The organism is Allostigmatella hybrida, from assembly GCF_020103775.1.
Lineage (GTDB): Bacteria > Myxococcota > Myxococcia > Myxococcales > Myxococcaceae > Hyalangium > Hyalangium aurantiaca.
The window spans coordinates 126,062-145,748 of record NZ_JAHXBH010000017.1; the positions used below are offsets into that span (position 1 = coordinate 126,062).

The 19,687-nt window shown below is 69.7% G+C and carries 20 protein-coding genes; 10 read left to right on the forward strand and 10 right to left on the reverse strand.

Going from position 1 to position 19,687, the window contains the following annotated elements; translation table 11 throughout:
* The first annotated feature begins 5 nt into the window (after window positions 1-5).
* A complete protein-coding gene (locus tag KY661_RS23850; RefSeq protein WP_225412397.1) occupies window positions 6-887 on the forward strand; it encodes a tRNA threonylcarbamoyladenosine dehydratase in 882 nt (293 codons plus the stop codon).
* An 11-nt stretch (window positions 888-898) separates the two neighbouring features.
* Here the strand turns inward: KY661_RS23850 and KY661_RS23855 are convergent, their stop codons facing one another.
* On the reverse strand, window positions 899-1,861 hold the full coding sequence (locus KY661_RS23855; RefSeq protein WP_225412398.1) for a RecB family exonuclease: 963 nt from the start codon (window positions 1,859-1,861) through the stop codon (window positions 899-901).
* Between the two features lie 101 nt (window positions 1,862-1,962).
* Between KY661_RS23855 and KY661_RS23860 the strand changes: the two genes are divergently transcribed.
* From KY661_RS23860 to KY661_RS23870, 3 genes are all read left to right on the forward strand, one after another.
* Window positions 1,963-3,213, forward strand: coding sequence for an ATP-binding protein (locus KY661_RS23860; protein ID WP_225412399.1), 1,251 nt, complete (start codon window positions 1,963-1,965; stop codon window positions 3,211-3,213).
* A gap of 80 nt (window positions 3,214-3,293) precedes the next feature.
* Window positions 3,294-4,409, forward strand: coding sequence for an A/G-specific adenine glycosylase (gene mutY, locus KY661_RS23865; protein ID WP_225412400.1), 1,116 nt, complete (start codon window positions 3,294-3,296; stop codon window positions 4,407-4,409).
* 111 nt (window positions 4,410-4,520) lie between these two features.
* Complete coding sequence (locus tag KY661_RS23870) at window positions 4,521-4,772, forward strand: DUF2934 domain-containing protein (RefSeq protein ID WP_225412401.1); 252 nt, start codon at window positions 4,521-4,523, stop codon at window positions 4,770-4,772.
* 6 nt (window positions 4,773-4,778) lie between these two features.
* Here KY661_RS23870 and KY661_RS23875 read toward each other — a convergent pair whose 3' ends face one another.
* The 3 genes from KY661_RS23875 to KY661_RS23885 are packed head-to-tail and all read right to left on the reverse strand — an operon-like array spanning window position 4,779 to window position 10,279.
* Window positions 4,779-5,864 (reverse strand): uroporphyrinogen decarboxylase/cobalamine-independent methonine synthase family protein, encoded by a 1,086-nt coding sequence (locus tag KY661_RS23875; protein WP_225412402.1) that lies wholly within the window; start codon window positions 5,862-5,864, stop codon window positions 4,779-4,781.
* A gap of 9 nt (window positions 5,865-5,873) precedes the next feature.
* Window positions 5,874-9,386, reverse strand: a complete 3,513-nt coding sequence (gene metH / locus KY661_RS23880; RefSeq protein WP_225412403.1) for a methionine synthase — start codon at window positions 9,384-9,386, stop codon at window positions 5,874-5,876.
* A complete protein-coding gene (locus tag KY661_RS23885; RefSeq protein ID WP_075004761.1) occupies window positions 9,383-10,279 on the reverse strand; it encodes an ArsR/SmtB family transcription factor in 897 nt (298 codons plus the stop codon). The genes metH and KY661_RS23885 overlap by 4 nt, the downstream gene beginning before the upstream one ends.
* Before the next feature lie 97 nt (window positions 10,280-10,376).
* On the opposite strand from KY661_RS23885, the gene KY661_RS23890 reads away from it, so the two are divergent.
* The gene (locus tag KY661_RS23890) at window positions 10,377-11,246 is read left to right on the forward strand and encodes a patatin-like phospholipase family protein (protein ID WP_225412404.1); all 870 of its coding nucleotides are present in this window, start codon (window positions 10,377-10,379) and stop codon (window positions 11,244-11,246) included.
* Between the two features lie 9 nt (window positions 11,247-11,255).
* Here the strand turns inward: KY661_RS23890 and KY661_RS23895 are convergent, their stop codons facing one another.
* The 3 genes from KY661_RS23895 to KY661_RS23905 form a co-directional block, all read right to left on the reverse strand.
* The gene (locus KY661_RS23895; protein WP_075004760.1) at window positions 11,256-11,699 is read right to left on the reverse strand and encodes a CoA-binding protein; all 444 of its coding nucleotides are present in this window, start codon (window positions 11,697-11,699) and stop codon (window positions 11,256-11,258) included.
* Window positions 11,696-12,490, reverse strand: a complete 795-nt coding sequence (locus KY661_RS23900; RefSeq protein WP_225412405.1) for a hypothetical protein — start codon at window positions 12,488-12,490, stop codon at window positions 11,696-11,698. The genes KY661_RS23895 and KY661_RS23900 overlap by 4 nt, the downstream gene beginning before the upstream one ends.
* Window positions 12,491-12,647: 157 nt before the next feature.
* The gene (locus KY661_RS23905; RefSeq protein ID WP_075004759.1) at window positions 12,648-12,965 is read right to left on the reverse strand and encodes a DUF2795 domain-containing protein; all 318 of its coding nucleotides are present in this window, start codon (window positions 12,963-12,965) and stop codon (window positions 12,648-12,650) included.
* A 181-nt stretch (window positions 12,966-13,146) separates the two neighbouring features.
* On the opposite strand from KY661_RS23905, the gene KY661_RS23910 reads away from it, so the two are divergent.
* The 4 genes from KY661_RS23910 (at window position 13,147) to KY661_RS23925 (ending at window position 16,512) form a co-directional block, all read left to right on the forward strand.
* Window positions 13,147-14,730, forward strand: coding sequence for a YiiX/YebB-like N1pC/P60 family cysteine hydrolase (locus KY661_RS23910; RefSeq protein ID WP_225412406.1), 1,584 nt, complete (start codon window positions 13,147-13,149; stop codon window positions 14,728-14,730).
* A gap of 23 nt (window positions 14,731-14,753) precedes the next feature.
* On the forward strand, window positions 14,754-15,032 hold the full coding sequence (locus tag KY661_RS23915) for a hypothetical protein (protein WP_075004757.1): 279 nt from the start codon (window positions 14,754-14,756) through the stop codon (window positions 15,030-15,032).
* 83 nt (window positions 15,033-15,115) lie between these two features.
* Window positions 15,116-15,940, forward strand: a complete 825-nt coding sequence (locus KY661_RS23920) for a SirB1 family protein (RefSeq protein ID WP_225412407.1) — start codon at window positions 15,116-15,118, stop codon at window positions 15,938-15,940.
* Between the two features lie 14 nt (window positions 15,941-15,954).
* Window positions 15,955-16,512 (forward strand): NUDIX hydrolase, encoded by a 558-nt coding sequence (locus KY661_RS23925; protein WP_225412408.1) that lies wholly within the window; start codon window positions 15,955-15,957, stop codon window positions 16,510-16,512.
* On the opposite strand, the gene moaC is transcribed toward KY661_RS23925, so the two are convergent.
* Genes moaC through trxB form a run of 3 tightly spaced genes read right to left on the reverse strand, consistent with a single transcriptional unit; the run spans window position 16,509 to window position 19,157 of the window.
* On the reverse strand, window positions 16,509-16,979 hold the full coding sequence (gene moaC / locus KY661_RS23930; RefSeq protein ID WP_317987293.1) for a cyclic pyranopterin monophosphate synthase MoaC: 471 nt from the start codon (window positions 16,977-16,979) through the stop codon (window positions 16,509-16,511). The two genes, KY661_RS23925 and moaC, sit on opposite strands and share 4 nt — an antisense overlap.
* Window positions 16,976-18,166, reverse strand: coding sequence for a trans-sulfuration enzyme family protein (locus KY661_RS23935; RefSeq protein ID WP_225412409.1), 1,191 nt, complete (start codon window positions 18,164-18,166; stop codon window positions 16,976-16,978). Before KY661_RS23935 ends, moaC begins: the two co-directional genes overlap by 4 nt.
* Window positions 18,167-18,194: 28 nt before the next feature.
* A complete protein-coding gene (gene trxB, locus KY661_RS23940; RefSeq protein WP_225412410.1) occupies window positions 18,195-19,157 on the reverse strand; it encodes a thioredoxin-disulfide reductase in 963 nt (320 codons plus the stop codon).
* A gap of 71 nt (window positions 19,158-19,228) precedes the next feature.
* Between trxB and KY661_RS23945 the strand changes: the two genes are divergently transcribed.
* Entirely contained in the window at window positions 19,229-19,687 is a 459-nt protein-coding gene (locus KY661_RS23945; protein ID WP_075005141.1) for a Crp/Fnr family transcriptional regulator, read from the forward strand.

Here is a 19,687-nt window from a genome sequence, read left to right on the forward strand (position 1 = left end):
GTTCCATGAGCACGCAGCCCACCGTCACCCCCGCCCCTGCCCCGTCTCCGGCCCTGCCCTCGGAGGCGCCCGCGTCCCCCCTGGCCCGCCCCTTCAAGCTCTCGCGCCGGTTCGACCGGACGGGACGCCTGCTGGGAGACCCGGCGATGGAGCGGCTGTCCGCGGCACGGGTGGTCGTCTTCGGCGTGGGCGGCGTGGGCAGCTACGCGGTGGAGGGGCTGGTGCGCAGCGGCATAGGCCACCTCACGCTGGTGGACCATGACGACGTGTGCGTCACCAACACCAACCGCCAGCTCCACGCGACGGTGAAGGGCGTGGGCAAGTCCAAGGCGGAGCTGATGGTGCAGCGCTGCCGGGACATCAACCCGGACGTCCAGGTGGAGGCGGTGCGCGACTTCTACCGCGCGGAGACCGCCGAGCAGATGCTGCCCCCGGGGCGCTACGACTTCGTGGTGGACGCCATCGACAACGTGAAGGCCAAGCTGCACCTGCTCCACCGCTGCGTCACCCTGGGCATCCCCGTGGTCAGCTCCATGGGCGCCGCGGGCCGGTTGGACCCGACCGCCATCCGCGTGGAGGACCTGTGCGAGACCCACATGGACCCGTTCGCCAAGGACATCCGCAAGCTCCTCAAGCGCAAGCACGGCGTGGAGACGGACCGGCACACGGGCATCACCGCCGTCTACTCCATCGAGGTGCGCCGCCAGCCGGTGGCCCTCCGGTATGACGACGCCACCGATGGCTTCCTGTGCGTCTGCCCGCAGGACAACGACTTCCACACCTGCGACCACCGGACGCAGATCGACGGCAGCGCCGTCTTCGTCACCTCCGCCTTCGGCATGAACGCCGCGGGCGTGGTGGTGCGCCGGCTGGCCTCCGCCCGCTAAGAGCCCCGCGCTCAGGCCACCCGGGGCGGCGCCGCCGCCATGTCCTCGCGCTGGCAGGCCCGCCGGAAGGCACAGCGCACGCACACCGCCAGGTTCTCCGTCATCGGGAACGCCTCGGCCTCCCGGGGCGTGTTGTGGGCGGGCTCCTTCAGCAGGGCCCGCATGCCCGCGACGCTCTGGAGGAAGCGCTCCTTGAAGGCGTCGACGGCCGAGGGGTCCACCTGGACTTCCTGCTCCAGCCCCTCGTTCAGGTACACCAGCGAGGCGCGCACCTTCTCCACGGGGAACTTGTAGCGCTGGGAGAGGTAGAGCGCGTAGCCCAGCACCTGGTCGTCATACCCCTCGCGCACCTTGCCCGTCTTCCAGTCCACCACCACGGGCCTGCCCTCTTCGTCCACGTAGGCGAAGTCGGGAATGGCGAACACCTTCACCCCCTCCAGGGAGAAGCTGGAGAAGTCGGCGCCCGCGTCCACCTCCAGCCACTGCGCCGGCTTGAGCGCGCGCGCCAGGGTGGGCCACCGGGAGGCGAAGAACCAGGCCAGCGCCGCGCGCACCGTCTCCCAGTTCTGCTTCCACGTCTCGCTGGGGATGGCCTCCGCGTACTCGTGCTCCACCAGGCCGGAGAAGGGCTTGCGGTACTTCTGCGTCCAGTAGGCCTTCTTGCTGGAGTGGCGGAAGTCGTCCTGCATCAGCCGGTGCGTCCGGGCCTCCACCGCCTGGGGGTCCACCGGCCGCCCGGCGCGCCAGTCCAGCAGCGCATCCTTGAGGGACTCGTGCACCACGCTGCCCGCCCACGTGTAGCGGTTGCTCAGCTTCTTGAGCACGTACAGCTCGCGGATGTCCTGGGGCGCGTCCGCTTCCCACCCGCCCCAGGAGCGGTAGTAGTGGAAGTAGTACAAGCGCAGGCATTCGTTGAACTTCTCGTGGCGGCTCTTGGACCAGGAGAAGTCGTTGCTGAGGGGGGGGCGCCGCATTCGCGGCAGCATCCTAAGCGCCCGGCCGGCCGGCAAGAAATGGGGCGGGCGAGGAATCAAGCGAATGTGGCCAGGCAAACCGGTACTGTCCGGGAGACGCCATGAAGCTCACGCGCCTCAAGGTCCACCAGTACCGGGCCGTGCCCCCGGGCACCGAGCTCGTCTTCGGTCCGTCGCTCAACCTCTTCGTGGGACAGAACGGCACCGGCCGGACGGCGCTGCTGGAGCTGATCTCCGCCGTCCTCATCTCCGACTTCTCGGCGCTCCTGCACGAGGAGTTTTCCCTGGAATACGGGCTGACGATGCCAGGCATGGCGCTGGACATCGTGGCGCGGAACGCGGCGGGCGGCGCCCCTCCGGATCCGGCGGCCCTGGTGCTGCGCCAGGCCCCCCGCGCCTCGCGCGCCCTGGAGCCCCTGCTGGAGGCGACGCTGCGGCTCGACGCGCCTGCCTGCTCGCTTCGGATGCGCGCCACCGCCTCGGGGCTCTTCTGCGAGGTGGATGGCCAGTCCGCCTACGCGCGGACCATGGACTGGTCCCCGCTGGACCGCTCCGTGTGGACGCTGCTGTTCATGACGGCCCAGTACCTGGAGCGGGAGCTGAAGGACCGGCTCAAGGAGTTCCTGCGCCGCACCTTCCTGCTGGCCCCCTGGCGGTTCGATGAATCGCTGGGGACCTTCACCCGGATTGGCGACAGCCGCTTCGCCCTGGAGATGCGCAACGACGAGGTGTTTCCCCTGGGGCTGATGGCCCTGCCCACGTGGATGCCCGGCTGGCTGCGCCACCACGTGGAGCGGGGGCCCCTGGCCGATGCGCTCGAGTTCCGCCACGACGAGCTTGCCCAGAGCTTCCTGGCGAAGTTCGTGGCCCTGGCGGGCTTCACCTCGGGGCAACTCCGGGTGGAGGTGCTGGACAAGCGCACGTACGAGAACGGCGGGCGGGTGGGCTTTGGCCAGTTCACCTTCCTCTTCACCCGGCCGGACGGCACGTCCCTCTCCCAGGAGTCCCTGGGGTACGGGCAGAAGCGGTTGCTGTCCTTCCTCTACTACCTGGATGTGCACGAGGACTTCGTCATCGCCGACGAGCTTCCCAACGGCCTGCACCCCCGCTGGGCCGAGGCGTGCCTCCGGGAGCTGGGCCCGCGGCAGTCCTTCCTGACCAGCCAGAACCCGCTGCTGCCCGAGCACGTCTCCTTCCGCTCCGCCGAGGACGTCCACACCTCGCTCGTGGCCTGCCGGCCGGGGCTCCGCTGGGAGAACCCGCCCCGGGAGCTGGCCGGGCGGCTCTTCGCCGCGTATCAGCAGGGCACACGCCCGGTGGGAGAGCTGCTGCGCGAACACGGGCTGTGGTGAGGCCCGCGGCCTCCAGGGCCCACCCGACATGGGGAGAAACCTTCGCCACGGACAACCAACCAGGTAAGGTGCGCGCCGCCATGACCCTGGATGTCCCCGCGCTGGATGCCGGACGGCTCGCCGCCATCCGGGCCCCCCTGCTGGCCTGGTATGACCGGCAGAAGAGGGCTCTCCCCTGGCGCCGCACGAACGAGCCCTACGCCATCTGGCTCAGCGAGGTCATGCTCCAGCAGACGCAGGTGTCCACCGTCATCCCCTACTGGGAGCGGTTCCTCGCGCGCTTTCCCTCGGTGCAGGCCCTGGCGGCGGCGCCGCTGGAGGACGTGCTCGCCGCGTGGAAGGGCCTGGGCTACTACTCGCGGGCGCGCAACCTCCACCGCGCCGCCCAGGAAGTCACCGCCCAGTTCGGCGGACGCTTCCCCTCCACCGCCAAGGCCCTGCTCACCCTGCCCGGCTTTGGCCGCTACACGGCGGGGGCCGTGGCCTCCATCGCCTTCGGGGAAGAGGCGCCCCTGGTGGATGGCAACGTGGCGCGCGTGCTCTCGCGCCTCTTCGTGGTGGAAGGCCTGCCCGGGGACCGGGCGCGGGAGGCCCGCCTCTGGGCCCTGGCCGGTGCGCTGGTGAAGGGCGAGCGGCCCGGGGACTTCAACCAGGCCCTCATGGAGCACGGAGCGACCGTGTGCCGCCCCGAGCGCCCCCTGTGCCTGCTGTGCCCCGTGCGCGAGGCCTGCCTCGCCTACCAGACGGGCCGCACCGCCGAGCTGCCCCCCGCCAAGGTCCGCGCCACGCCCAAGCTGCTGACGCTCGCGCTCGCGGTGTGGCCCCACGGGGACACGCTCCTGTTCGCCCGGCGCGCGGAGAAGGGGCTCTTCGGAGGGCTGTGGGAGCTGCCCGCCGTGGAGGTGGCGCCCGGCGCGCCCGAGGCCGAGGCCGCCACGCGCCTCTCGGAGGCCCTGGAGGTCCCCCTCACCGCCCAGGGCATGCTCGGCACGGTGAAGCGCCAGCTCACCCACCGCGCGCTCACCCTGCACCTGCTGCGTGTCACCGGGCCCCGGCGGCCGTCGCGGGCCGCGGCCTTCCACGAGCTGCGCTGGTGCACGCCCGCGCAGGCCTCGGAGCTGGGCATGAGCACCGCCATGCAGCGGGCGCTCGACGCCGCGCTCGCGAAGGGCGTGCTCCCCGATGTCGCTCGATGAACATTGGGGGGATGGTGCTGTTCACCCCATAACCCACGTACCAAAGTGCAGATCCAGCCCGGACCCAGCAGCGTATGGTGGCGCCGTTTACCCCTCTACCAGGAGTGTTCCGTGGCCCGGCAAAACGCCAAAGCGTCGAATTCGCCCAGCAAAGAGCCCCAGAAGGCAGCGCCCAAGGAGGCACTGAAGGAGGCTCCGAAGGCTGCGGCCACGCCGGCATCCGAGCCCGTCCGCAGCGCTCCGACCGAGGAGCAGATCGCCCGCCGCGCCTATGAAATCTACCAGGCCCGGGGCGGCGAGCACGGCAGCAACGAGCAGGACTGGTACCAGGCCGAGCGCGAGCTGAAGCTCGGCCGCCAGTAACCGCTTTCAGATGACGTAGAACTCCGGGCCTCGCTCAGCGTCCAGCGTCTCATGCAGGCTGCGCTGAGCAACCCTCAGTTCTCCGAGGATGCGCTCCATGTCCGGCACCGAGCGCATCGCCAGCCCGCAGGCGGGCGTCAGCAGCACGTGGGAGAGCACCTGGGTGAAGCGCCGCCCCTTGGGCAGCGACGCCTTCAGCGAGGCCTCCACCGACTCGGTCAGCTCCTGCACGTTGTAGGTGGACGCCAGGTCCGTGGGGATGATGCCCAGGCTCAGCGTGGCCCCCGAGTCGAGGAAGCGCGCCAGCGCCTCGGCCTCCTCCAGCACCGCATCCAGCGACAGCCGCACATCCAGCGAGAGCACATCCGGCTGGATGTTGAGCAGCGCGGCCCAGTCCGTGTTGCCGCAGCAGTGGATGCCCACCAGGGCGCCCTCCCGGCGCAGCGCCAGCACCATCAACCGCAGCTCCTGCAGTGCCAGCAGGTGGCGGGGCTGGGTGCGCTGGAAGGCATAGAGCCCGGGCTCATCCAGGAAGAAGAGCGGCGTGGCGTTCGCGCGCCGCAGCGCCTTCACCATCGCCAGCGCGCGCGCCATCACCAGCCGGTACATGGCGATGTCCAGCCCTGGCACGTCCAGCGGCGCCCCGCCCTCGCTCGTGAGCGCCACCGCGCGCACCGTGAAGGGGCCGGCGATCTGCGCCTTCACCAGGGCGAGCTTCCGGTGCTCCACCTCCCAGAGGAAGGGCCGCCACGCATGGCAGCTCTCTGTGGTGGGCTCGAAGTCCTCCAGCTGTCCGGAGTTCAGCGCCTCGTCCAGCTTGGCCTCGAACGCCGTGCGCCCCGCCTCCCAGGCGGCGAGGTCCACGGTGCACATGCCGTCCTCGTCGAAGCGCAGGCCGGGCAGCCCTTCGAGGGCCGCGGGAATCATGTACTCGGCGGGATCCCTCCGCGGCAGCTGGGGCAGGAAGGGAATCTCCAGCGCCAGCGCGGCCTGGAGCCCCAGCTCCACCTGCGTGTGGGGCAGGCTGCCCACGCCGGTGGTGGCACAGGTGGGCAGCAACTGGACGGCACGGCGGATGTCGGGCGCGCTCATGGGGGAAGTCTATGTCACCGAGAAATAGTGCGCCTGAGGATGATGGAAGACGACGGCGGACACGGACGCTTCCGGCTCCATCATGAAGCCGTCGGTCAGCTGCACGCCGATCTCCTCTGGACGCAGTGCGGCGAACAGCCCCGCCTGGTCCTCCAGCCGGGGGCACGCCGGGTAGCCGAACGAGTAGCGCTTGCCCTCATACTCCGCCCGGAAGCGCTCCAGCATGGTCATGTCCGGCTTGTCGGGGAAACCCCACATGCTGCGCAGCTGGGTGTGGAGCAGCTCCGCGTAGCCCTCGGCCGTCTCCAGCGCCAGCGCCTGCACCGCGTGCATCTTGAGGAACTCGCCCTTGGCCTTGAAGGCCTCGGAGAGCTCGCGGATGCCGCCGCCCGCGGTGGTGACGAACATGCCCAGGTTGTCGCGCGGCATCCCACCCTCCAGCGGCAGCACGTAGTCGGCCAGACACACCCCGTCCTCCTTCTCCTGGCGGGGGAAGTCGAAGACGGCCTTCTGCTCGCCCGTGAGCCCGTCGAAGAGCACCACGCGGTTGCCGTCGCTGCCCGCCTTGAAGAACTGGAAGACGGCGCGCGCGTGCATCACCCCGCCGCGCAGGAAGGCCTTCAGCTCCTCCACTGCGTCCTTCAGCGCCAGCGCCTTGCGCCCCTCCTCCGTCTTGCTCAGCTCCGCCTCGGCCGGCGTGCCGAGCACGCGCGAGGAGGTGCGCAGGCCCAGGTGCCGCCCGTAGAGCATCACCGGGTTGATGAACTTCCAGATGTGGTCGAGCGGGGTGTTCGTCAGCACGTGCCGCTCGTAGTCCGGCACCGGGGGCACCTTCTCCAGCACCTTCACCGACTTGCTGCGCGTGGCGGGGATGACGGGGGCGCTCACCTTGGGCCGGTCCTTCACCTCCTGGGCGAGCTTCGCCCGGCGCTCGGCGAGCTCCTGCCGGAGCTTGTCGTGCCCCTGGGGGTCAACGATTTGCTTGGCCAGGTCCAGGCCGCTCATGGCGTCCTGCGCATAGGCCACCGTGCCCGCGTAGGCCGGGGCGATGTTCTTGTCGACGAAGTTGCGGCTGAGCGCCGCGCCGCCCACGAGGATGGGCACCTCCACGCCCGCGCGCTTGAGGTCCTCCGCGGTGGCCACCATCTGGTGCGCGCTCTTCACCAGCAGGCCCGACAGGCCGAGCATGTCCGGCCGGTGCTCGCGCACGGCCTGCACGAGCTGCTCGGGCGGAACCTTGATGCCCAGGTTCACCACCTGGAAGCCGTTGTTGGCGAGGATGATCTCCACCAGGTTCTTGCCGATGTCGTGCACGTCCCCCTTCACCGTGGCGAGGACGATTTTTCCGCGCGTGGCCGTCTGCGTCTGGCTCATGCGCGGCTCCAGGTGGCCCACGGCGGCCTTCATGGACTCTGCGCTCTGGAGCACCTCGGCGACGATGAGCTCGTTGGCGCCGAAGAGCCGGCCCACCTCGTCCATGCCCTTCATCAGCGGGCCGTTGATGATCTCCAGCGGCCCGTACTTCTCCATCGCCAGGTCCAGGTCCGCGAAGAGGCCATCGCGCGAGCCCTCGATGATGTAGCGCTGCAGCCGCTCCTCCAGCGGCAGGGAGCTGGTGGCGGCCTTCTGCGGCTTGCGCTCGCGGAAATGCGCGGCGAAGGGCGTCACGGGGTCTCCGCCCCGGTTGTAGAGCAGGTCCTCCGACAGCGTGCGCTCCTCCTGGGGCAGCGACGGGTAGCGCTCCAGCTTCTCCGAGTTCACGAGCGCCATGTCCAAGCCCGCCTGGACACAGTGGTAGAGGAACACGGAGTTGAGCACCTCGCGGCCCGCGGTGGGCAGGCCGAAGGACACGTTGGAGATGCCCAGCACCGTCTTGCACTGGGGGAAGTGCTGCTTGATAAGCCGCACGCCCTCGATGGTCTCCACCGCGCTGCCCGTGTACTGCGCATCGCCCGAGGCGCACGGGAACACCAGCGGATCGAAGTACAGGTCCTCCGCCTTCATCCCGTACTTGCCGGTGAGCAGCTCCACGGAGCGCTTCGCCACCTCCAGCTTGCGCTGGCGCGTGACGGCCATGCCCACCTCGTCGATGCACCCCACCACCAGCGCCGCGCCGTACTGGCGCGCCAGGGGCACCACCTTCTCGAAGCGCTCCTCGCCGTCCTCCAGGTTGACCGAGTTGATGATGGCCTTGCCCTGGCAGTACGTGAGCGCCCGCTCGATGACCTTCTCGTCCGTGGAGTCGATCATCAAGGGCACGCGCACCTTCTTGACGACCACGTCCAGGAAGCGCGTCATGTCCTCCAGCTCGTCCCGGTCGGGGTTCGCCAGGCAGATGTCGATGACCTGGGCGCCCCGCTTCACCTGGGCGCGGGCCACCTCCGAGGCGTCCTCGTACTGCCCGGCGGCGACGAGCTCCTTGAACTTCCTGCTGCCGATGACGTTGGTGCGCTCGCCCACGATGATGGGGCGCAGGTCATCCGTCACCTCCAGGAAGTCCACGCCGGACAGCGTGGAGCGCGGCCGGACCGTGGAAGTCCGGGGCCGCAGCCCCTTCACCGCCTCGGCGATGGCGCGGATGTGGCTGGGGCGCGTGCCACAACAGCCTCCCACCACGTTGAGCCAGCCATGTTCACAGAAGCGCCGCAGCGAGCGGGCGAGCATCTCCGGCGACTCCAGGTAGTTGCCGTTCTCGTCCGGCAGGCCCGCGTTGGGCACGCACGAGACGGCGAAGGGGCTCATGCCGGACAGGGAGCGCAGGTGGTCCGTCATGAACTCCGGGCCGGTGGCGCAGTTGAGCCCCAGGTAGAGCAGCTCCACGTGCTCCAGCGACGCGGCGAGGCTCTCCACCGACTGGCCCGCCAGCATCGTCCCCATGGGCTCGATGGTGCCGGACACCGCCACGGGCAGCGCGTAGCCGAGCTTGCGGAAGGCCCGCTCGATGCCCAGGAGCGCCGCCTTCACGTTGCGGGTGTCCTGGCACGTCTCCACCAGCAGGTAGTCCGAACCGCCGATGGCCAGGCCCTCGGTCTGCGCCGCGAACTGGTCCACCAGCTCGTCGAAGGTGATGCCGCCCGTCACCGAGATGGCCTTGGTGGTGGGGCCGATGGAGCCGGCCACCCAGCGCATCCGGCCGTCCTTTGCCTCGGCGTCGGCGGCGGCCTGGCGGGCCAGCCGCGAGGCCGCGATGTTGATCTCCAGCGCCTTGTGGCCCAGGCCGAACTCGGCGAGCACCAGGGGCGTGCCACCAAAGGAGTCCGTCTCCGTCACGTCCGCGCCCGCGGCGAAGTACTCCGCGTGGATGCCCTGGATGACGTCGGGCCGGGTGAGGACGAGGTGCTCGTTGCAGCCCTCGTACTCGGCCCCGCCGAAGTCGTTCATCTTGAGGTTCTGGGCCTGGATGAGCGTGCCCATGGCCCCGTCGAGCACCAGGACGCGCTCGCGCATCGCGGCGCGCAGAGCCTCGACGCGGCGGCCATTCTCACCAGGGGGCAGCGGCAGGGGGGCGGGCAGGTGGCTCATGCGGCTTTGACTCCGGTCAGGAGGAACACGCGAAACGGACTGGCCCCGTCGCGCGCGTGGACCTCACGGTTGAGAGATTGGAAGCCGGTCTCACGCAACGCGGCCTCGAGAAATTCGGGCGAGAAGCCCAGGTGCTTGTGGCCCAGCCGGTCGAGCACCCAGCGCTCCTCGTGTGTCATCAGCTCCAGCACCACCAGCTTGCCCCCGGGCTTGAGCAGCCGGGAGGCCTCGGCCAGCACCGCCTCCGGGGACTCCACGTGGTGCAGGCTCTGGGAGATGACGACGAGATCCCGCTCGCCCGCGGGCAGGGACAGCCGGTGCAGGTTCTCGCACAGGAACTGGATGTTGGAGCGGCCCTCGCGCGCGGCGCGCTCCTTGGCCTGGGTGAGCGCCTCGGGGTTTTGATCAATGGCCCAGACGCGGTGGGCCCAGCGGGCGATGGCCACCGAGAGCGTGCCGGTGCCACAGCCAAAGTCCGCCACGTCCAGGGGGGGCAGCAGCGAGGCGAGCGCGCCCGCCCACAGGGACCAGGACTGGCCGGGCTCGAGGAGCCGCTCGTTGAGCGCCTGCCGGTCCTCGCGCGCGCGGAGCAGGTCCTTCAGCCGGGCAGAGTCGCCGGTGTCGTCCTCGGCCTCCTGGGCCAGGCGGATGAGCGGCCAGCGGCTGTCTGCCTGCTCCAGGGCCAGGGAGTAGTAGCTGTAGCCGGCCTGGCGCTCCTCGCGGATGAGGCCCAGCCCCTTGAGCTTGCCCAGGTGGTGGGAGACGGAGGATTGCGCCACGCCCACCAGGGACACCAGTTCCGTCACGTTCAGCGGAGCTTGGGCCACGAGGCGCAGGATCCGCAGCCGTGTCGCATCGCCAAGGACGCGAAAGGACTGGGAGAGGACATCCATATCGGTGCATCAACATACATCGATTCGTGGCCGGATACCACAGGGTTGCGCGACGCGATGCGTTGCTCCCGGAGAGTCCCTCGTCTATGTGGGTGCCATGGCCACTCCCACCTTGAACCAGCTCCTCGACGGCAAACGCATCGGTCTCGTCCTCTCCGCGGGTTACTTCGGCTTCTACGGTCACGCCGGCTTCCTGAAGGGGCTGGCGAGCGCGGGCATCCAGCCCGCGGCCTACGCGGGCACCTCGGCGGGGGGCATGGTGGCGGCGCTCGGGGCTGCGGGCATGCCGATCCCCGAGATCGAGGAGCTGCTGCTGAAGCAGACGAAGGAGAACTTCTGGGATCCGGACCCCATTGGCGCGGTGATGGACGTGCGCAAGGGGCATGGCTTCTCGGGCCTGCTCAAGGGCAAGCGCTTCCGGACGCTGCTGGAGGACAACCTCCCGGTGCGCACCTTCGAGGAGCTGCCGCACCCGCTGCTCCTGGTGGCCGCGAACCTCACCCAGGGCACGCACGACGTGTTCACCTCGGGAGAGCTGGCACCGGCCATCCACGCCACGTGTGCCTACCCGGGGCTGTTCCGCTCGGTGCCCATCGGGCAGAACCACTACTGGGACGGAGGCCTGGTGGACAAGGCGCCCGCCCTGGCGCTGAGCGAGAACACCATCGGCAAGGACCTGGACGCGCTGCTCGTGCACTACCTGCCGAGCAAGACGCGGAAAGTCGTCGGAGGCCCTCTGGTGTACGCCCAGGGGTTGGCGACGGCCTCAGCGGCCCTGCGGCACGACCACTTCCGGCTCCAGCTGAGCTTGCTGGAGACCCGGAAGGTGCCGGTGTACGTCGTCACATCCAACCTGCCGCCGGTGACCCCGACGACCCTGGAGCGAGGCTTCGGCGCCCTGGATCAGGCACGGCTGTCCGCGGAGCGGGCCCTGGCCCGGCCGCCCCAGAAGTTCGAAGCATCCTGAGCTGAGACGTCAGCGGGAGCCGTAGCGCCGGTGGTCCACCATCAAGCACCGGTCCTGGACCACCTGGATGCCCGCCTGGGCCAGCTTCTCGGCTGCGGCGGCATTGCGGATGCCGGACTGGAACCACACCGCCTTCGGCTTCTTCGCGATGATGTCGTCCACGTGCGCATCAATGTCCTGGGGCCTCCGGAACACATCCACCAGGTCCACCTCGCCCGGAATGTCCACGAGCCGCCGGAACACGGGCTTGCCCAGGATGTGCGTCACATCCGGGTAGTAAACGGGGACCGGCACCACCTCCACCCCCGCCCGGACCAGGTACTCCGGAACGTAGAGCGCGGGCTGCCCCGCCTGCTGCTCCGTCTTGATGCCCAGCACCGCCACACGCTTCGAGGCCTTCACCACGCGCTCGATGCCCGCCTCGCTCTCGATGAGGTTGTCCCGGAAGTTCATCGTGCCTCCTCCAGCAGCTCCAGCTTCGTTTGCGCCGTCAGCGTCCAGAGTGCCTCCGCCCCCTGGGCACGCACCGTCAAGGTCCGGCTCACCGGCACGAAGAGCCCTCGCGCCACCACCTGTTCCCCCTCACAGCTCACGCCCGGGGTCAGCGGGGGCGAGCCCGCCGCCTGCATCACCTCTTGAAGCTCCGCGGGCGCCTCCTCGGGCAAGGACGCCAGACAGCGCAGGCTCAGCACCAGCGCCTCGCCCTGGTCCGTCAACCGCGTGCCGGTGACCGTGCGCTCCAGCAGGTACACAGCCTCCCCCTCGGGAAGGGGAAAGCGGTCCACCGCCCAGGTGTGCTGTCCCAATGCCAGGTTCCGCTGGAACAACCCGCCATACTTCGCCTCCCACTCCTGGCGGGCGCGCGCCTCCACGGACTCCGGGGACCAAAAAGCCTCCAGCGCCCCCAGGCTCTGCCCGGCGGGCACCATGGCCCGCAGCGCCTTCAACGCCTCACCGGCGTTGTTCACCTTCACGAAGGCCCCGTCCGAGGCCAACCGAACGCTCAGGGGAAACCGGGTGAGCAGCCCATCCACCGGGGAGCTCACCGGCGTGCCCTCCCGGGACAATTGCGCCCGGGGAACCGTCTGGGTCAGCTCCCAGCCATTCTCGGCGGCCGTGAAGCGCGTCACGGTGGTCATCTCCACCGACTCCGTCCTGCGCTGCCCGCCGCGCTCCACCGCTCGCGTGCTCTGCGTCCGCTCCGTCATGGCACGGTCCACGGGAGGCCGGAACTCGAGCCGCACGGGCGGCACTCCCGCCTCTGGCACGAGCGGCGGGGGAGGCTTCGTGCAGGAAGCCATCAGCCAGGCACAGCACAGCCACGAAAGTCGTCGAAAGCCCATACGGCCCCGGACGCTGGCAGAAAGCGCCAGCGCCCGCGAGCCTCTTCCACGTCCCCGCTCAAGGATGACGCGAGTTCCCCGGAGGAGCGTTCTCCACCAAATCCCTGCCGATGTTGCGCCGGTCACGCGCCACCCCATCGTCCTCGTCATGGTTGCCAGTGGCGAACCGCCGCGCCGCCTCGGCCAGGTCGCGCTGCACCTGCTCCTTCGACTCGTACTGCGAGCGCGGCAAGCACTTGAGGACGTTGATGACATCAATGGAGGCACCGTTGTCCGCAGCCGCCTTGGCAAGCTGCTCACGCCACACCGGATACTCCACCGCGTCCAAGTGGGTGGGGATCGAGAGCGCCGGGTTCTCCGCCTGTCCGTAAGCCATCGAAAAAACCGCCTTTCTTCCCAGCCTCAGGGGCTGGGTTGCATTCCTGAAAGCTGGGGATGCTCCCCACGCCGGGCTACCCCGGACGCCACCGCCCGCACCGCCCACAGGCCGGGCAGGCAGCCGTCCTGGGCCTCTCCAGGGTAGATTGGCGGGGTCTCCTGCTGGACCCGCCCCCGCCATGCTCTCCGCCCCCCTGCTGTTGGCCCTCCTCACGCTCTCCGGTGCCCCCCCGGCCCCTCTGCCCGCCCCGGCTCAGCCCCTCGGCGTCTATGAGCTGGACCCGGGCTCCTTCGCGTTCCTGGCCCAACAGGATCTCCAGGCCCTCCAGCGCCACGCCGCCGGGCTCTGGGCCCTGCAGGAGCAGCTCCGCGCCCAGCGCGCCCTCTACCTGCAGGATCAGGCCATCCCCTACACCCCTGAGCAGAAGCACACGCTGCTCACCACGTGGGCGGCCTTCTTCGACTACTTCGTCTCCACGGAGGTCATCCGCCAGCGCTACTGGAACTTCGTGACGGTGCCCTCGCTGACCCAGCCCGCGAAGCACGGCTGGGGCTACCTCCTTACCCACACGGCGCTCACCACGGAGCTGGCCCACGGGCTCACCTACGCGGAGCTGACGAATGGCCGGAAGCAGCTGGAGGTGCTCTTGGACGAGCCCTCCGCGGAGTACGGCCTGCCTGCCCGCGCCTTCACGCAGTTCAAGCAGAAGGTCATCCACATCTCCACCGCGGCCCAGCTCTACACGGGCGATCGCTACCGGGAGCAGGCCCGCGGCCTCCTGAGGAAGGCCGGGGCGCACAAGCTCCCCCTGGCGGTCTGGGCCCTCCAGGAGATGAAGGCCGCCTCCGAGGTGGCCCGGGGCAAGCTCCTCCAGCGGGGTCCCGCCTTCTTCACCGTGGCGGCCAAGGATGCCGTCCAGGACAACGCCGCGCGGGCCCTCTTCCCCGTGCAGCGCTCCGTGGCCGAGTGGATGGGCGACACGCGCGTGGCCCGCCAGGGCAAGCCCCTCATCTCCCGCGAGCAGGTCCTGGCCGTGCTGGAGAGGACGCAGCCGGGAGACATCCTTGTCGCGCGGCAGAACTGGTACCTCTCCAACATCGGCCTGCCGGGCTTCTGGCCCCATGCGGAGCTGTACGTGGGCACGCCGGAGCAGCTCTCCACCCACTTCGACGGGGACGCGGACGTGGCGGCGTGGCTCGCCACCCTGCCCGGCCAGCCCCGGACGCTCGGCGAGCACCTGGCCCGGCTCTTCCCGGAGAAGTGGGCGCGCTACCAGGGCACGGACGGGCACGGGGACGCCTTGCGCATCATCGAGTCCATCAGCGAGGGCGTCTCCTTCACCGGCCCCGAGCATGGCATGCGCGTGGACTACCTGGGCGTGCTGCGGCCCCGGCTGCCGCTCCGGGAGAAGGCGCAGGCCATCGTGCGGGCGTTCACCTACCAGGGCCGCCCCTATGACTTCGACTTCGACTTCTTCTCGGACGCGACGCTGGTGTGCACGGAGCTCGTCTACAAGGCCTATGCGCCCTCCGAGGGCATGACGGGCCTGCGCATCGGCCTGGTGGAGGTGGCGGGCCGGCGCACCCTGCCCGCCAACGAGCTCGTCAAGCTGTTCGACCAGGAGTACGGCCTGCCCGGCCGACAACTCGACTTCGTCGCCTTTCTGGATGGACGCGAGCAGGGGCAGGCCGCTATCGAGGGGGATGCCCTCTCCTTCCGCCAGAGCTACCGGCGGCTGAAGTGGGACATCGCCCAGAAGTGACCCATGACCCCCGAGGCAGGACGATGACCGAAGCGGTGGCGCACGAGATGCTGGAGCTTTCCCATCAGCTCTTCGATCGGATGATTTCCCAGCAACAGGCCAAGGTGCTCCGGTTGGCCCGCGAGGCGGTGCCCAACATCGGCCCGGAGGACCTGCGCAACGCGCATGACTTCCCGGAACTCAAGGAACATCCGACGTTCGAGTACGAGGACGGCCTGCTCGCCGGGCTCATCTCGGCGCAGATCGCCCTGCGGGCCGAGGTCAAGGGCCGGCTGCCCGCACGCCCTCCTCCCACGTTCTAACGAGCGCTTCCCTGCCTTTGCCGTTCGGCCTCAGGTGGGTTAGTCCTTGCTGCGTGAACTTCTCCTCCGGATTCGGTTCTCCGTTGGCCCGGGAGCGCCTGGTCTCCGCCCTGGCTGCGGATCCGCCCCGCCTGGATCTGGCGGCCCTGGCCATCGCCACCCTGGCCAACCCCGCGCTGGACACCGCCGCGTGTTTGCACACGCTGGACATGCTGGCCGCCCGGGTGTCGGTGGAAGTCGAACGCCAGTTCGAGCAAGGCGAGTCCCTGTCCCGGCTGCGGGCCCTGCGCCACGTCCTGGCGGACATCGAGGGCTTCCGCGGCAACGAGAAGGACTACTTCTCGCCCAACAACAGCTTCCTGGACCATGTGCTGGCCCACAAGGTGGGGCTGCCCATCACCCTGTCCGTGGTGTACCTGGAAGTCGCCCGGCGGGCAGGCATCCCCCTGTACGGCGTGGCTTTTCCTGGCCACTTCCTGGTGGCCTGCAACGCCGGGGACCACAAGCTGGTCATTGATCCGTTCCACAACGGCGACATCCTCACCGAGCATGGCTGCGAGGAGCTGCTCAAGCGCGTGGCGCCGCAGCTGCGCTTCGACAGCGCCAAGCTGGCCCCCGCGCCCGTGGAGCTCATCACCTACCGGATGCTCTCCAACCTCAAGCGCGTGTACCTGGAGCGGGACGACGCCGAGCGGGGACTCACCGTGGTGGACCTGCTGCTGCTGCTGGCCCCGGACCACCCGGGCGAGCTGCGCACGCGCGCCCTGCTGCTGATGAAGGTGGGGGCGTTCCGCGCCTCCCTCAGGGATGTGGACCGCTGCCTGGAGCTGTCCCCGGACGCGCCAGACCGCGACCGCCTGGAGCTGCTGTCCAAGGAGCTGCGTGAGCGGTTGGAGCAGCTCAACTGACGTCTGGAGCCCCCGTGTCCCCCCTTCCCCGTCCCTGGCAGCGCCTGCGCCGTGGCCTCGAGCACGACTACCGCATCGCCAAGGTCCGCAGCGACATCTTCGCCGACCCGCGCACGGGCCACGAGCACCCGCGCCTGCTCATCGACACGCCGGACTGGGTGAACATCATCGCCCTGACGCCCGAGGCGCAGATCGTCCTGGTGCGGCAGTTCCGCTTCGGCACGTGCGACAGCACCCTGGAGATTCCGGGGGGCCTCGTGGAGGCGGGGGAAGACCCGGCGGTGGCCGCGGCCCGGGAGCTGGAGGAGGAGACGGGCTACGTGCCGGGCCGGGTGGAGGCGCTGGGGAGCGTGAGGCCCAACCCCGCCCTCCAGGGCAACACCTGCTACTCCTTCCTCGCGCGCGACTGCGTGCAGAAGCACGGGGGCCGCCCGGACGAAGGGGAGGACCTCGTCGTGGAGCTGCACCCCTACGCGGACGTGCCGCGCCTCATCCGCGAGGGCCACATCACCCACGCCATCATCGTGGCCGCCTTCCACCTGGCGCGGCTGCACGCGGACGCCGCGCGCTAACCCCTGCGGGCCGCCCGGCGAGGGGGCTTCGGCTCCGTCCGGTTCCAGGTGCCGGAGCGGCCTCCGGACTTGTGCTCGAGCTGCACGTTCTCGATGACCATGCCCCGGTCCACGCTCTTGCACATGTCGTAGACGGTGAGGGCCGCGGCACACGCCGCCGTGAGCGCCTCCATCTCCACGCCCGTGCGGTCCACGGTGCGGACCTCCACGCGCACCTCTAGCCCCGCCTCGAACGGGGCCAGCGTCACCTCCACGCCCGACAGCGCGATGGGGTGACACAGCGGCACCACGTCCGGGGTGCGCTTGGCGGCCATGATGCCCGCGAGCCGCGCCGCGGCCAGCACATCGCCCTTCTCCACCTTGCCCTGCTGGATGCGCTCGAGCGTCGCGGCGAGCATGCGCAGGCGCGCGACGGCCACCGCCACCCGCCCGGTCTTCTTCTTTCCGCCCACGTCCACCATCTTCACAGCGTGCTCCTCCGTTCCACCGCGCCGAGCAGGTCCTCCACGATGTCGTCCGGATCCTCCAGCCCCACCGACACGCGGATGAGGTTCTCGCGGATCCCGGCCGCCGCGCGTTCCTCGGGCGTCATCCGGCGCGCGCTGGCGCTGGCCGCGTGCATCACCAGCGTGCACACGTCCCCGAGCGACGGCCCCGGCCGCGCCACCCGCAGCGACTCCAGGACGCGGAAGGAGGCGGCCCGGTCCGCGCCCTTGATTTCAAAGGCCACCATGGGCCCGAACCCGCCCTCCAGCACCGCCCGGGCCACGGCATGGTCCGGATGGGAAGGCAACCCGGGGTAATAGACCCTCTCCAACAGAGGAGACTCCGCCAGGCGCCGGGCCACGTGCGCCGCGTGCTCGCAGTGGGCCTTCATGCGCACCGGCAACGTGCGCAGGCCGCGCAGGGTGAGCCAGGCCTCGAATGGCCCCAGCACATCCCCGGCCAGCAGGCGCATGGACCGCAGGGGGGCGAGCCGCTCGCGCGAGGCGCTCACCGTGCCCACCAGCGCATCGCTGTGCCCGTTGAGCCACTTCGTCGCGGACTGGACGGCGTAGTGCGCCCCGAGCGAGAGGGCCCGCTGCCCATACGGAGACGGGAAGGTGGCATCCACCGCCAGCGCGGCGCCCACCTGCTCACAGGCCCGCGCCAGGGCGCGGATGTCCGGCACGGACAGCAGCGGGTTGGTGATGCTCTCGGCGAGCACGAGCTTCGGCCGCAGCTCGGCGATGCGCCCGGGGGCGCTGGCCTCGGACAGGGACAGCGCGTGGAGTTCCACCCCCATGCGGGCGCACAGGGCCTTGTAGAGCGCGCGCGTGACGCCATACCCATCCCCGGGCATGACCACCCGGTCCCCCCGCTGGAGGTTCTGCGCCTCGAACACGGCCCGCAGGGCCGCCATGCCGCTGGCGTAGGAGACGCAGCCTTCCGCGCCCTCCAGCGCTGCCACCGCCTCCTCCAGGAGCGCGGTGTTCTGGGCGCTGATGCGCGAGTAGACGTAGTCCTTGCCGTCCAGCGCCCCGTCCAGGTCCTCGCTGCTGTCGAACCAGCCCACGGTGGACATGTGGATGGCGGGCACCAGCGGCTGGGACTTGCTGTCCGCCAGCCGGCTGCCCGCGTGCACCGCCACCGTCTTCATCCGCTTCGAGCTCATGTGCTGTCGTTCCCGGAGGGCGCCGCCGTCACTTGCCCTGCTCGATGAGCCAGCGCTCCGCCTCGATGGCCGCCATGCAGCCGGTGCCCGCCGCGGTGATGGCCTGCCGGTAGACGCTGTCCTGCACGTCGCCGCAGGCGAAGACGCCCTCCACGTTGGTGCGCGCCGAGCCCGGCTGCGTCTTCAGGTAGCCGTTCGGGTGCGTCTCCAGCACGCCCTGGAAGAGGTGCGTGTTGGGCGTGTGCCCGATGGCGACGAACAGGCCCGTGGCGTTGAGCAGCTGGGTGTCGTTCGTCTTCAGGTTGCGCACCACCGCGCCCGTCATCCCCTTCTCGTTGCCCACCACCTCGTCCACGGCGCTGTTCCACATGACGGAAATCTTCGGGTTCTTCAGCACGCGCTCCTGCATGATCTTCGAGGCGCGCAGCGTGTCCCGGCGGTGCAGCAGGGTGACGTGGTTGACGATCTTCGCCAGGTAGGTGGCCTCCTCCATGGCCGTGTCGCCGCCGCCCACCACCAGCACGTCCTGCTTCTTGAAGAAGGCCCCGTCACACGTGGCGCACGCGGACACGCCCCGGTTCTTGTAGAGGTCCTCGCCCTTGACGTTCAGCCACTTGGCGGAGGCGCCCGTGGCGATGATGACCGACTCCGAGCGGTAGCTCGCACTCTCGCCCTGGATGAGGAAGGGCCGCGACGAGAAGTCCACCTTGACGACGTTCTCCATGTGAATCTGGGTGCCAAAGCGCTCGGCCTGCTTCTGGAAGCGCTCCATCAGCTCCGGCCCGGTGATGCCCTCGGGGAAGCCTGGGTAGTTCTCCACCTCCGTGGTGACCATGAGCTGGCCGCCGGGCACCCGCTGCGGGTCCTCCATGGTGGGGCCACCCGCGAATATCACCGGCTCCAGATTGGCCCGGGCCGCGTAGACGGCCGCGGTGTAGCCCGCGGGCCCCGAGCCAATGATGGTGACCTTGTTGATCTTCTCGTCCGCCACGGTGATTGCTCCTTCAGAAAGGGGCCGGAAAGTACCAGAGCGTCTTGGGCGCGTGGTACGAAGCTGACCTCATGGATGCCACAGCCCTTAAAAAGGTTGCGCTCTTCGAGGGCTTGACCCAGGGCCAGCTTGCCAAGGTGGCCTCCATCGCCCATCCACGCACCTACCCCCGGGGGGCTTTTTTGTTCCGGGAGGGCGAGACCGGCCGGGAGATGTTCATCGTCACCGGCGGCAAGGTGCGCATCTCCAAGAACGTGCCCGGCATTGGCGAGGAAGCCCTCGGCATCCTGGAAGAAGGCCAGTATTTCGGGGAAATGTCCGTCATCACGGATAACCCGCGCTCGGCGGATGCCATCGCCCACACGGAGTGCGCGGTGTGGGTCATCCAGCGGGACTTGCTGGACCAGCTGATGTTCACCGACAAGGAGCTGGCCTACGTGCTGCTCTGGACCTTCGTCCGCACGCTGTCGGACCGGCTCCGGGAGAGCAACGACCGGCTGAAGCTCTTCTTCGCCACCTCCCGCTTCTAG

Excerpts from the sequence above, each read along its gene's own strand:
- KY661_RS23850 (WP_225412397.1), top strand. The coding sequence starts at position 6 with ATGAGCACGCAGCCCACCGTCACCCCCGCCCCTGCCCCGTCTCCGGCC.
- KY661_RS23855 (WP_225412398.1), bottom strand. The coding sequence starts at position 1,861 with ATGCGGCGCCCCCCCCTCAGCAACGACTTCTCCTGGTCCAAGAGCCGC.
- KY661_RS23860 (WP_225412399.1), top strand. The coding sequence starts at position 1,963 with ATGAAGCTCACGCGCCTCAAGGTCCACCAGTACCGGGCCGTGCCCCCG.
- mutY (WP_225412400.1), top strand. The coding sequence starts at position 3,294 with ATGACCCTGGATGTCCCCGCGCTGGATGCCGGACGGCTCGCCGCCATC.
- KY661_RS23875 (WP_225412402.1), bottom strand. The coding sequence starts at position 5,864 with ATGAGCGCGCCCGACATCCGCCGTGCCGTCCAGTTGCTGCCCACCTGT.
- metH (WP_225412403.1), bottom strand. The coding sequence starts at position 9,386 with ATGAGCCACCTGCCCGCCCCCCTGCCGCTGCCCCCTGGTGAGAATGGC.
- KY661_RS23885 (WP_075004761.1), bottom strand. The coding sequence starts at position 10,279 with ATGGATGTCCTCTCCCAGTCCTTTCGCGTCCTTGGCGATGCGACACGG.
- KY661_RS23890 (WP_225412404.1), top strand. The coding sequence starts at position 10,377 with ATGGCCACTCCCACCTTGAACCAGCTCCTCGACGGCAAACGCATCGGT.
- KY661_RS23895 (WP_075004760.1), bottom strand. The coding sequence starts at position 11,699 with ATGAACTTCCGGGACAACCTCATCGAGAGCGAGGCGGGCATCGAGCGC.
- KY661_RS23905 (WP_075004759.1), bottom strand. The coding sequence starts at position 12,965 with ATGGCTTACGGACAGGCGGAGAACCCGGCGCTCTCGATCCCCACCCAC.
- KY661_RS23910 (WP_225412406.1), top strand. The coding sequence starts at position 13,147 with ATGCTCTCCGCCCCCCTGCTGTTGGCCCTCCTCACGCTCTCCGGTGCC.
- KY661_RS23915 (WP_075004757.1), top strand. The coding sequence starts at position 14,754 with ATGACCGAAGCGGTGGCGCACGAGATGCTGGAGCTTTCCCATCAGCTC.
- KY661_RS23935 (WP_225412409.1), bottom strand. The coding sequence starts at position 18,166 with ATGAGCTCGAAGCGGATGAAGACGGTGGCGGTGCACGCGGGCAGCCGG.
- KY661_RS23945 (WP_075005141.1), top strand. The coding sequence starts at position 19,229 with ATGGATGCCACAGCCCTTAAAAAGGTTGCGCTCTTCGAGGGCTTGACC.